Origin of the sequence: Streptomyces triticagri, from assembly GCF_003429565.1 — a bacterium.
GTDB classification, from domain to species: Bacteria; Actinomycetota; Actinomycetes; order Streptomycetales; family Streptomycetaceae; genus Streptomyces; species Streptomyces triticagri.
The window spans coordinates 58,089-69,272 of sequence record NZ_QUAK01000079.1 but is presented as its reverse complement, the minus strand read 5'-3'; the positions used below and the strand labels follow the sequence as shown (position 1 = coordinate 69,272).

Annotated in this window: 13 protein-coding genes; 5 read left to right on the top strand and 8 right to left on the bottom strand. The window is 71.8% G+C overall.

Translation table 11 applies throughout. The annotated features are described in order from the left end of the window. Positions 1-93: 93 nt before the first annotated feature. Positions 94-462 (top strand): VOC family protein, encoded by a 369-nt coding sequence (locus DY218_RS14855; RefSeq protein ID WP_199566733.1) that lies wholly within the window; start codon positions 94-96, stop codon positions 460-462. A gap of 27 nt (positions 463-489) precedes the next feature. Further along, positions 490-1,374, top strand: coding sequence for an SURF1 family protein (locus DY218_RS14850; protein WP_128556486.1), 885 nt, complete (start codon positions 490-492; stop codon positions 1,372-1,374). Here DY218_RS14850 and DY218_RS34235 read toward each other — a convergent pair. The 4 genes from DY218_RS34235 to DY218_RS14830 all read right to left on the bottom strand — a co-directional run bounded on the left by DY218_RS34235 (position 1,358) and on the right by DY218_RS14830 (position 5,903). Continuing rightward, the gene (locus tag DY218_RS34235; RefSeq protein ID WP_158574037.1) at positions 1,358-2,506 is read right to left on the bottom strand and encodes a hypothetical protein; all 1,149 of its coding nucleotides are present in this window, start codon (positions 2,504-2,506) and stop codon (positions 1,358-1,360) included. The genes DY218_RS14850 and DY218_RS34235 overlap by 17 nt on opposite strands. Continuing rightward, complete coding sequence (locus DY218_RS14840; protein ID WP_407703627.1) at positions 2,503-3,168, bottom strand: SigE family RNA polymerase sigma factor; 666 nt, start codon at positions 3,166-3,168, stop codon at positions 2,503-2,505. Before DY218_RS14840 ends, DY218_RS34235 begins: the two co-directional genes overlap by 4 nt. Before the next feature lie 381 nt (positions 3,169-3,549). Further along, complete coding sequence (locus DY218_RS14835; protein WP_128556485.1) at positions 3,550-4,623, bottom strand: aspartate-semialdehyde dehydrogenase; 1,074 nt, start codon at positions 4,621-4,623, stop codon at positions 3,550-3,552. Next, entirely contained in the window at positions 4,623-5,903 is a 1,281-nt protein-coding gene (locus DY218_RS14830; protein WP_128556484.1) for an aspartate kinase, read from the bottom strand. The genes DY218_RS14835 and DY218_RS14830 overlap by 1 nt, the downstream gene beginning before the upstream one ends. Before the next feature lie 378 nt (positions 5,904-6,281). Between DY218_RS14830 and DY218_RS14825 the strand changes: the two genes are divergently transcribed. Then, positions 6,282-6,956 carry a class I SAM-dependent methyltransferase gene (locus DY218_RS14825; RefSeq protein ID WP_128556483.1) on the top strand — a complete coding sequence of 225 codons (675 nt, stop codon included), beginning with the start codon at positions 6,282-6,284 and terminating at the stop codon, positions 6,954-6,956. Between the two features lie 4 nt (positions 6,957-6,960). Here the strand turns inward: DY218_RS14825 and DY218_RS14820 are convergent, their stop codons facing one another. Next, positions 6,961-7,584 carry an RBBP9/YdeN family alpha/beta hydrolase gene (locus DY218_RS14820; RefSeq protein ID WP_128556482.1) on the bottom strand — a complete coding sequence of 208 codons (624 nt, stop codon included), beginning with the start codon at positions 7,582-7,584 and terminating at the stop codon, positions 6,961-6,963. Positions 7,585-7,657: 73 nt separating this feature from the next. Here DY218_RS14820 and DY218_RS14815 point away from each other — a divergent pair, with 73 nt between their 5' ends. Next, entirely contained in the window at positions 7,658-8,005 is a 348-nt protein-coding gene (locus DY218_RS14815) for a MerR family transcriptional regulator (protein ID WP_128556481.1), read from the top strand. A gap of 113 nt (positions 8,006-8,118) precedes the next feature. Here the strand turns inward: DY218_RS14815 and DY218_RS14810 are convergent, their stop codons facing one another. The 3 genes from DY218_RS14810 to DY218_RS14800 form a co-directional block, all read right to left on the bottom strand. Further along, positions 8,119-8,829 (bottom strand): DUF5063 domain-containing protein, encoded by a 711-nt coding sequence (locus DY218_RS14810; RefSeq protein WP_407703625.1) that lies wholly within the window; start codon positions 8,827-8,829, stop codon positions 8,119-8,121. Further along, positions 8,822-9,421, bottom strand: a complete 600-nt coding sequence (recR, locus tag DY218_RS14805; protein ID WP_128556480.1) for a recombination mediator RecR — start codon at positions 9,419-9,421, stop codon at positions 8,822-8,824. The genes DY218_RS14810 and recR overlap by 8 nt, the downstream gene beginning before the upstream one ends. Positions 9,422-9,527: 106 nt before the next feature. Continuing rightward, a complete protein-coding gene (locus DY218_RS14800; protein ID WP_128556479.1) occupies positions 9,528-9,869 on the bottom strand; it encodes a YbaB/EbfC family nucleoid-associated protein in 342 nt (113 codons plus the stop codon). Between the two features lie 341 nt (positions 9,870-10,210). Between DY218_RS14800 and DY218_RS14795 the strand changes: the two genes are divergently transcribed. Beyond that, positions 10,211-11,035 carry an SLATT domain-containing protein gene (locus tag DY218_RS14795; RefSeq protein ID WP_128556478.1) on the top strand — a complete coding sequence of 275 codons (825 nt, stop codon included), beginning with the start codon at positions 10,211-10,213 and terminating at the stop codon, positions 11,033-11,035. Positions 11,036-11,184: the final 149 nt, after the last annotated feature.

Genomic DNA, 11,184 nt, shown 5'->3' with positions numbered 1-11,184 from the left:
GCTCTATCAGAGCCCGTCCGGCGATTGAGGACTTTCGGGAAGGGGCGGGGCTGGGGACCGATGAATCCCGGCGCCCACGGCGGTCTGCACCACATGACATCCGACAACATCTCCGGCCTCGGCGTGATCCTCGGATCCGCACAGACCGATCCCCTGATCGCCTGGTACAGAGCAGTCCTGGAGCCCCTCGGGGCGAAGTGGCATCAGCACATGCTCACGATCGGCCCCACGATCATCGGCTTCGACGAACGCGACGACGTCGCCGAGAAGTCCACCGAGCCCGGCCGCCAGATGATCAACATCATGGTCAAGGACATCCGCGCCGCCGAGGCCCACCTGAACACCCTGGACGTGAACTGGGTCCGCCCCGTCGAGGACGTCGGCGACGGCTGGTACTTCTCCACCGTCACCGACCCGGACGGCAACTACGTCCAGTTCCTCCAGGGCCCGGTCACAGCCTGACCGCACGCGCCCCGTACCGTGGACGGCGTGTACCGGTTTCTGCTGACTCCGCGCTGGTGGGGCATCAACGTCTTCCTCGTTCTTGCCATCCCCTTCTGCATCTTCATGGGGTCCTGGCAGCTCGGCAGGTTCGAGGACCGCGTGGACACCCACAAGGAGGCCGAGCAGCAGAGCCGTTCCGCCGGCAAGGGCAAGGCGGCGCCGCTCGCCCAGCTGCTCCCCGTCGACCAGGAGACCTCCGGACGCCGCACCACGGCCACCGGCACCTGGGACCGCCAGCTCCTTGTGCCCGACCGCACCCTCGACGACCGCACCGGCTACTACGTCCTCGGCCTGCTGCGTACGGACGGCCCCGGCGACGGCAAGGGCACCGTGCTGCCCGTCGTACGGGGCTGGCTGCCCGGCGAGGCGGATGCGGGCAAGGCACCCGCGCTGCCCGAGGGCGAGGTCACCGTGACCGGCGCCCTGCAGGCCTCGGAGAGCGCGGGCAGCAACGGCGTCAGCGACCGCGCCGGCCTCCCGAAGGGCCAGCTCGCGGTGATCAGCGCGGCCTCCCTGGTGAACCTGGTGCCGTACGACGTCGAGGACGCCTGGGTCACATCGGAGAAGGCCGGCGACGGGATGCGGCCGGTGCCGCCGAAGGTGGCGCAGGGCAGCGGGCTCGATCTGAAGGCGTTCCAGAACCTCGGCTACACCGGCGAGTGGTTCATCTTCGCGGGCTTCGTGCTCTTCATGTGGTTCCGGCTCTTCCGCCGGGAGGTCGAGTTCGCGCGGGACGCGGAGTTGGGCCTGTTCCCGGCTGACAGCGACCCCGGGCCGGACGGCAACAAGCCCGGACCGGACGGCAACGAGGACGGCGACACGGACATCGACGCCGCCGAGACGACTCCCGCGCCTACGACGCGGCCATGACCCCCGTGCGATAGACCGTCCCCGCACAAGCGTCGGGGATCGTCGCCGCCGCCGTCGGGGCCCCCGGCTCGGCCGTGTGCGACAGCGCGACACTGCCGTCCGCCGAGCCCTCGCCGGGCACCAACTGCGGCTCCACGCCCGGCTCGTCGCCTCCGCCGCCCGTACCGCCGTCGGTCGGATCCGGATCCGGTGACGAGCCCTCGGTCGGGCAGGACTCGGACGGCACCCAGGCGAAGTGCACCTCGTACGCCTCACCGGGCGCGAGCCGGACCGTGCCCGCGGCCGGCGCGACGGGCAGGCCGACCGCCGAATTGCCCGCGGCGACCTCCGTCATGGCGACCCGGCCGCGCTGCGCCGCGCCCTGCACCTCGAAGGTGACGCTGCCGCCGCCGGCGACCGTGCAGTCGCTCCCCGAGACGTTGGACACCTTGAAGGAGCCGTAGACCTTGCCGTCGGCCGCGGGCTCACCGACCGTGCCGACCGCATTGCCCAGTTGCCCGGCGCCGCAGGTGGCGGCCGGTGCCATCTCCGAGCCGGTGGGGTCGGCGCCGGCCGTGGCGCCGCCGCCGGTCTCGTCGCCCTTGCCGCCGCTGTCCTTGCCCTTGTCCCGGTCCTTGTCCTTCGGTCCGTCCTTGCCCGAGGGACTCTCCTTGTCGTGCCCCTGCTTGCCGCCGTCCGTGTGCCCGGAGTCGCCCGGCACCTGTGAGGTGTGGCCCACCGCGGAGGGGTGATCGTCGGAGGAGCCGGGCGAGTTGGTGACGTGCAGCAGCGTCGGCACCGCGGTGCCGACCAGGAGCGCGGCCGCCGCAAGGCCGACCACGGCCTGCCGCTTGCGGGCCCGGCGAGCGGGCACGGCATGGCGCAGCCGCTCCAGCGAGGCGTCGGACGGCCGGATCTCCCGGACGGCGCCGTGCATCATCGCGCGCAGCGCCTGCTCGTCGGCGTCGAGGCCGGCGGCTGCGCCGAGGTCCCCGGGACCATCGGCGTCGAAGGAGCCGCGGCCGTCCGCCGCGGAGTCCTCGGACCGGGGTTCCGAGGGGGTGTTCCAAGGGCCGTTCACTGCGTCGTTCCCACCATGCTGTCCCTGCTCGTGGCCGTCCGGCCCCGGCTCACCGGGTCGATTCGTACTCATGCCTGCGCCTCCATGGCGACGCGCAGGGCGGCGATGCCTCGCGAACCGTAGGCCTTCACCGAGCCGACGGACAGACCGAGCGTCTCGGCGACCTGGGCCTCGGTCATGTCGGCGAAGTAGCGCAGCACGAGGACCTCGCGCTGGCGGCGCTGCAGTCCGCGCATCGCCTTGATCAGGGCGTCCCGCTCCAGCTGGTCGTACGCCCCCTCCTCGGCGCTCGCCATGTCGGGCATCGGCTTGGAGAGCAGCTTGAGACCGAGGATGCGGCGGCGCAGCGCGGAGCGGGAGAGGTTGACCACCGTCTGCCGCAGATAGGCGAGCGTCTTCTCCGGTTCGCGGACGCGCTTGCGCGCCGCGTGCACCCGGATGAAGGCCTCCTGCACCACGTCCTCGCAGGAGGCGGTGTCGTCGAGGAGGAGCGCGGCGAGGCCGAGCAGCGAGCGGTAGTGCGCGCGATAGGTCTCGGTGAGGTGGTCGACCGTGGTGCCTGCCGTCATCGAGTCGTCCGCGCCCTCATGCTGATCCGGCACCGGGGCCGGTCGTGTCGAGGGCATGGGCGCGATCACCGGCATCCCGCCGGCGGAGCTGCTCCCGCCGGCCGGTCGGGCACGGCGGGGCCGGGCGCCGACGACGCCCAGGGGGAATTCGAGTACCTCTGCCACGCTTGTTGGACACGCATGACCCCGTGAGGGTTGTACGCGCCGGGCATCGCGTTTGCGGCGATCTGCGGGCTCTGCGCGATCTGTGCGCTCTGTGCGCCGCGCGTCCCCGGCCGCTCCTGCTTCCGCGTAGCAGCATTCCCTGCCCTCATGCGTACCAGCTCTTCCCTGTGCCCCGGCGGCTGACGGCGTCCAGTGCCACGTCCCCCTGCGCACACCCCGGGGGGTGTCGGCAAAGACGCACCCCGCCCTGCGCGCGGTTGCACGGGACGGGGGTGTGCGTCGTGCGGGCCGTCGGCCCGCTCACACAAATTACACAGGTCCTGCGCGGGGCGGTGCCGCGGCCGGGATCGATCTCCGTCCCGTTCCGGCTGGTTGGGGGTTCTATGCGCGCATTTCCGCGGCGATCAGTTCGGCGATCTGCACAGTGTTCAGGGCGGCGCCCTTGCGCAGATTGTCGCCGCAGACGAACAGCTCGAGCCCGGTCGGATCGTCCAGGGAGCGGCGTACCCGGCCCGCCCAGGTGGGATCCGTACCGACCACATCGGCCGGGGTCGGGAACTCGCCCGCCGCCGGGTTGTCGAAGAGCACGACGCCGGGGGCGGTGGAGAGGATCTCGTGCGCGCGGTCGACGGTGACCTCGTCCTCGAAGCGGGCGTGCACGGTCACCGAGTGCGTGGTCACCACCGGGACCCGTACGCAGGTCACGGAGACCTTGAGCTGCGGCATGCCGAGGATCTTGCGGGACTCGTCGCGGACCTTGAGCTCCTCGGAGGACCAGCCGTCCGCGCCGAGCGAACCGGCCCACGGCACCACGTTGAGCGCGATGGGTTCGGAGAACGGTCCGGTGTTGTCGCCCACGGCGCGGCGTACGTCACCCGGCGAGGTGCCGAGCTCCGTGCCGGCCACCAGCTTCAACTGGTCGCGCAGCGCGGCCACTCCGGCACGTCCGGCCCCGCTGACCGCCTGGTACGAAGAGACCACGAGCTCGCGCAGGCCGAACTCGGCGTGCAGCGCACCGACCGCGACGATCATCGAGATCGTCGTGCAATTGGGGTTCGCGACGATGCCGCGCGGGCGTACGCGTGCGGCGTGCGGATTGACCTCGGGCACCACCAGCGGCACCTCGGGGTCCATCCGGAAGGCGGCCGAATTGTCCACGACGACCGCGCCCTTGGCCGCGGCGACGGGTGCCCAGCGGGCGGCCACGTCGTCGGGCACGTCGAACAGGGCGACGTCCACCCCGTCGAAGACCTCGTCGGCCAGGGCGAGGACCTCGACCTCCGCACCGCGCACCACCAGCTTGCGGCCGGCGGAGCGCGGTGAGGCGACCAGGCGGATCTCGCCCCAGATGTCCGCGTGCTGGGACAGGATCTGGAGCAGTACCGTGCCGACGGCGCCGGTCGCTCCCACGACCGCGAGAGTGGGGAGCGCCGGCGGCGGCGCGGCGTCGGCCATCAGCGGCCGGTGCCTCCGTAGACCACGGCCTCGTCGGAGTCGCTGTCCAGGCCGAACGAGGTGTGCACGGCCTGCACGGCGCCGAGTACGTCGTCGGCGCGGGTGACGACCGAGATGCGGATCTCGGAGGTCGAGATGAGCTCGATGTTCACCCCGGCGTCGCTGAGCGACTCGAAGAACTGCGCGGTGACGCCCGGGTTGGTCTTCATACCGGCGCCGACCAGGGAGATCTTGGCGACCTGGTCGTCGTAGCGCAGCGAGTCGTAGCCGACCCTGCCCTTGATCTTCTCCAGGGCCGAGGTCGCCTTCTTGCCGTCCGTCTTGGGCAGCGTGAAGGAGATGTCGGTCAGGCCGGTGGAGGCCGCCGAGACGTTCTGCACCACCATGTCGATGTTGATCTCGGCGTCCGCGATGGCGCGGAAGATGGCCGCGGCCTCGCCCGGCTTGTCCGGTACGCCGACGACGGTGACCTTGGCCTCGGAGACGTCGTGGGCGACTCCGGAGATGAGTGCGTGCTCCACCTGCTCGGCTCCCCCTTCGGAGGGTCGTTCGTTGCTCACCCAGGTGCCCGGCAGTCCGGAGAAGGACGACCGCACGTGGATCGGGATGTTGTAGCGGCGTGCGTACTCGACACAGCGGTGGAGCAGCACCTTGGAGCCGGACGCGGCCAGCTCCAGCATGTCCTCGAAGGAGATCCAGTCGATCTTGCGGGCCTTCTTCACGACCCTCGGGTCGGCGGTGAAGACGCCGTCGACGTCGGTGTAGATCTCACACACGTCGGCCTCGAGCGCCGCCGCCAGGGCGACGGCGGTGGTGTCCGAGCCGCCGCGGCCGAGCGTGGTGATGTCCTTGCTGTCCTGGGACACGCCCTGGAAGCCGGCGACGATGGCGATGTTGCCCTCGTCCACGGACGTCTTGATGCGGCCCGGCGTGACATCGATGATGCGCGCTTTGTTGTGGACCGAGTCGGTGATGACACCTGCCTGGCTGCCGGTGAACGACTGGGCCTCATGGCCCAGGTTTTTGATCGCCATGGCCAGCAGGGCCATGGAGATCCGCTCTCCCGCGGTCAGCAGCATGTCGAGCTCGCGCCCGGCAGGGATCGGTGACACCTGCTCGGCGAGATCGATCAGCTCGTCCGTCGAATCGCCCATCGCGGAGACCACGGCGACCACCTGGTTGCCGTTCTTCTTGGACTCCACGATCCGCTTGGCGACCCGCTTGATGCCTTCGGCATCGGCTACGGAGGAGCCTCCGTACTTCTGCACGACAAGGCCCACGTGCGCTCCTCGCTCAATTCAGTCTCGGTCGGCTCAGTTTAACGAGCGGCCGGAATACGCCCCGTTCGTACCGCATCGTGAGATGTCCCGCCCACGCCACGTTCACCGGGCCAGGTCGGCCCTCGGGGCGCTGTCCGGCCCGCTCCGAGACTCCGTCTGCCCCCTTCTGAGGGGCGCACTCCGGAAAGTGGTCGTGCTCACATACGGGGGCGGGTGGACTCCGGGATCTCCGGGCGGACTCCGGGATTTCACCGCCCGGGCTCGGGTTTGCCGTCCCGGCAAGAAACATTGCCGCGCCGGCCAGGGCGGGCGCACGGTGGGCCGTACGGACGGCGGGTCGTACGGACGACGCCCGCGCAGACGACGAGGAGACCCCCTGTGGCCACGGCACAGCAGCACGACGACAGCCATCCCGCCGGCGACGAGGCCCGACTCTGGGACGAGCGGTACGCGGAGAGCCGGCGCGTGTGGAGCGGGGAGCCGAACGCGGTGCTCGCCCGCGAGGCCGCGAAGCTCACCCCGGGCCACGCCCTCGACCTCGGCTGCGGCGAAGGCGGCGACGCCGTGTGGCTGGCCGGCCGCGGCTGGCGGGTCACCGCGACCGACGTCTCCCGTGTCGCCCTCGAACGCGCCGCCGCGCACGCCGCCGAGGCCGGCGCCGCCGACCGGATCGACTGGCTCCGGAGCAACCTCTCGGAGTCCTTCCCCGAGGGTTCGTACGATCTGGTGTCGGCCCAATTCCTCTACTCACCGGGCGAGTTGCCCCGCGAACAGGTACTGCGCCGCGCGACCGGCGCGGTCGCTCCCGGCGGGCATCTGCTGATCGAGAGCCACGCCGGATTCCCCGACTGGGAGACCGGACACGGCCGTCCCGACATCGACTTCCCCACACCCGCCGAGACCCTCGCCTCCCTCCAACTCGCCGAGGACGACTGGCAGGTGCTGATCTGCGCGGAACACGACCGCACCCAGACCCGCCCGGACGGCACCCCCGGCACGCGCACGGACCACACGGTCCTGGTCCGGCGGCGCGGCGGGCGGCACGCGGATTGAGCGGTCAGCCGGCCAGGGTCACCCCCTCCCGGCCGAGCCCCGCCTCCCGTACCGCGGCAAGGGCCGCGGGCAGCTCGGTGACACCGTCGTCGGCGAGGAAGTGGCCCGCGCCGGGCACGATGCGGGCGGTGGTCCCGAGCAGGCCGGCGAGGCGGTCCGTGTGCCCGACCGGCACCAGCGGGTCGGCGTCGGACCTGAGCACCACGATCCGGCCGACCCGGTCCGCGACCCGGCCGGCGGCCGCCTCCACGCGACGGGTCCCGGCAGCGTCCCCGATGAAGGCGTCGAGCTCCGGGAGCGCGGGCAGCCGGTCGACGAACCCGGCGACCAGGACCAGCGCGCCGAGCCGCCAGGATCCGGACAGCGCGCCCAGATGACGCAGTACGGCAAGACCGCCCAGGCTGTGCGCGACCACGGCCGACTCCGGGCCGGGGGTGCCGAGTTCGGCCCGTACGGCCTCGGTCCAGCGCTCGGGGTCCGGGGCTTCGGGGTCGGGCAGCGGCGGGACGTCGGTCGCGATGCCGTCGCCGGCGAGCCGGCGGGCCAGCGCGCCGAACCAGTGGTCGTCGGGGGTTGCGCCGTACCCGTGGATGATCGTGGCACGCGGCGGCGTTGTTCGGTTCGTCATACGGCGGGACGTTACGGGTTCACGCCGGCGTCAAGGTCAAGCGGACCGCCCAGGTCCGAGGAGGAGCGACACCGTGCTGATCGGCGAACTCGCGGAACGCACCGGCGTGAGTACGCGGGCGCTGCGCCACTACGAGGACCGGGGGCTGCTCGTCCCGGCGCGCAACAGCAGCGGGTACCGCGTCTACGCCGAGTCCGACATCGCCCGGGTGGCGCAGATCCGGGCCATGATCGCCGCAGGGCTCGGCACGGCACTCATCGTCCGCTACCTCGACTGCGCGCGTGGCGGTGCGCACGGTGTCCACCTCGACATGTGCCCTTCCCTCCGGGCGGAACTGGACGCGGTGAGCGCTCACCTGACCGCCCAGGCCGCGAGACTCCGCGAGACACGGGCGCGATTGGCCCACCTGTCGGCGGCTTGAACTCCCCTCCCCGCCCCTTCCCGAAACTCCTGCGGAGGGCCTCCTCAATCGCCGGAGGGGCTCCGTTTGGAGCCCCTCCCGAGGACTCGCAGATGGCGCTGCGCCGGCCCCCGCTACTTGTCGTCCTGAAGTCCCAGCGGTCCCGCGAGTTCCTCGGCCATGACTCGGCCCGCCTCCTCGGCGAGTTCGTCCTCGCCCAGGTCCTGGTCGGTGTCCAGGCCGTCCAGCTCCTGCAGTGGCTGGTCCAGGCGGACGTGTGCCACCAGGGACTGCAGGGCGCGCAGGCAGGCGGAGGTCGTGGAGCCCCAGTTGGAGAAGTACGAGAACTGCCACCACCAGAGCGCCTCGACCGTACGGCCCGCGCGGTAGTGCGCCATGCCGTGCCGCAGATCGGTGATCACATCGGCCAGGTCGTCGGAGATCCGGCAGGCGACGGGCGCCTTGCGCGGCTCGTACGGGTCGAAGACCTCGGAGTACACGTCGACCGGGTCGAGCATCGCGGCGAGCCGCTCGCGCAGCTCGTCCACATCGGGCTCCGGGCCGAGGTCCGGCTCGTACCGCTCGTCCGGGACGATGTCCTCGTGCGCGCCCAACCGGCCGCCCGCAAGGAGCAGCTGGGAGACCTCGAGGAGCAGGAACGGGACGGCCGAGTCCGGCTCGTCCCCCTTGGCGACCTCGGTGACGGCGACGATGAAGCTCTCGACCTGGTCCGCGATCTGCACCGCGAAGTCGCCCGGATCGTGCGCCATGGCGTGCAGCATGGCATCCGACGAGCGCTCGGCGACCGGGGTGGTCGGGGCGTGGGTCTCGGTCAGCTCAGACATCGAGGAGTCGTCTCCCTTCAAAGGCGCGGCCCAGGGTGACCTCGTCCGCGTACTCCAGATCTCCCCCGACGGGGAGTCCGCTGGCCAGGCGCGTGACCTTCAGGCCCATCGGCTTGATCATCCGGGCGAGATACGTGGCCGTGGCCTCGCCCTCGAGGTTGGGATCGGTCGCCAGGATGAGCTCGGTGACCGTGCCGTCGGCGAGCCGGGCGAGCAGCTCCCTTATCCGCAGGTCGTCCGGGCCGACGCCCTCGATCGGGCTGATCGCGCCGCCGAGCACGTGGTACCGACCGCGGAACTCGCGCGTCCGCTCGATCGCCACGACGTCCTTCGGCTCCTCCACGACACAGATGACCGCGGGGTCCCTGCGCTGGTCGCGGCAGACACCGCACTGCTCCTGCTGCGCGACATTGCCGCACACCGAGCAGAAGCGGACCTTGTCCTTGACCTCGAGGAGTGAGTGCGCGAGCCGCCGGACGTCGGCCGGCTCGGCCTGCAGGATGTGGAAGGCGATCCGCTGCGCGCTCTTGGGACCGACGCCGGGCAGCCTGCCCAACTCGTCGATGAGGTCCTGGACCACGCCTTCGTACAACGGACTGCCTTCCTGTCACTTGCCTGGTTCGTACGGTAGTTGGTGCGGGGCCGACCCCAGAAGAGATACCCCGAAGGGACATCGGCGGGGCACCCCTGGAGCGCGCCTAGAACGGAAGTCCGGGCATCCCACCACCGCCGAGGCCCTGGGCCAGCGGGCCGAGCTTGGCCTGCTGCAGCTCCTGGGCGTTCTCGTTCGCCGCCTGGACCGCCGCGACGACCAGGTCCGCGAGGGTTTCGGTGTCCTCCGGGTCCACCGCCTTCGGGTCGATCACGAGGCCGCGCAGCTCGCCGGAGCCGGTGACGGTGGCCTTGACGAGACCGCCGCCCGCCTGCCCGTCCACCTCGGTCTGCGCCAGCTCCTCCTGCGCCGCGGCAAGGTCCTGCTGCATCTTCTGGGCCTGCTGGAGCAACTGCTGCATATCGGGCTGGCCACCACCGGGAATCACGATCAGCTCCTGGCTCTCGTCGACGCTCGTGCGCTTGCGGTGCCGGCGTCCACGACCGCTCGCGGACGCCGCCGTCGGCGGGTTTTCCCGCCTGGCACGAGCGTACGTGCTCGGTGGGCGGATCGCCCCAGCACTCTTTCGAGTGAGGGCCCCGACGGCCCTATACCTGATCAAGGACCCCTTCCGGGCGGAAAAGGTGCCAAACGGGCCGCACGGCCACCCGCACGGCGGTAGGAAGGGGTCAGCACAGCAGGGCCCCCTCCCGAGCGAGCCGGGCCCTGGGGCGCCCCGAGCCGATGGCCTGCGCCCCGGTCCCAGCCGTAGAAGTCGAGGGAGTGCCGGTGAGCCAGCCGGAGAGGCAGCCCGAGGTTCCCCGCCCCGACGGGGGCAGCCGGCGCGGGCGTACGGACGGCCACGAAGCGGCGGGCGGCGCCCCGGACCAGGGCGCGGCGCCCGGCCCGGACGGCCCCGCGGACGACGGCGGCAGGGCGGACACCGCCGGCGGCGATCTGACCGGCCGCCCCTTCCCGCTCGGCGACTGGGGCGCACCGGCCGATCGGCTCGACGAGCTCTACCGCTGGGTGGAGGCGAACGCCCTGCGGACCGCCGGCTGGTACCTGGCCGACCGCTCCTGGAAGCGCCGCCTGGCCCGCACCCTGCGCAGCGGCACGGCCCTCGGCGCCCTCGTCGGCGCGGCGCTGCCGCTGCTCGACCTGACGGCGGCGGCCGACGGCGCCGCACCCTGGGGCTGTCTGGCCCTGTTGCTCGCGGTGGCCTGCTTCGGCTGCGACCGCTACTTCGGCCTCACCTCCGGCTGGATAAGAGACGTCGCCACCGCCCAGGCCGTCCAACGGCGCCTGCAGGCCCTGCAGTTCGACTGGGCGTCGGAGTCCGTACGGGAGGTGCTCGGCCCCGCCGAGGGCACGGCGAGCGAGGCGGCGGAGCGCTGCCTCGGCGTGCTGCGCCGCTTCTCCGAGGACGTCACGGAGCTCGTCCGCTCGGAGACGGCGGACTGGATGATCGAATTCCGCTCCGGCCCGTCGCCGCTCCTGATCCAGTCCTCCGGCCCGTCCCCACGCCCCGAGCCGCCACCCCCGACCCGCTTCCCGGCACCCCCGGCCACCCGCCCGAACATGCCCCGGCAGCGGCCGCCGGAGGTGGGCTGAGCGGGGCGGTCCGTACCGTCACCGGGCGGCGGAAAAATCGGGCGCATCTCCGGACAGGATGAGGCACACTCTCTCGGTCGATGAGTTTTGGCGGGTGCGCCGGTCTGTATCGGCGTAGTGACCGACTTTTGTCCGGCGACCCTCGGCCA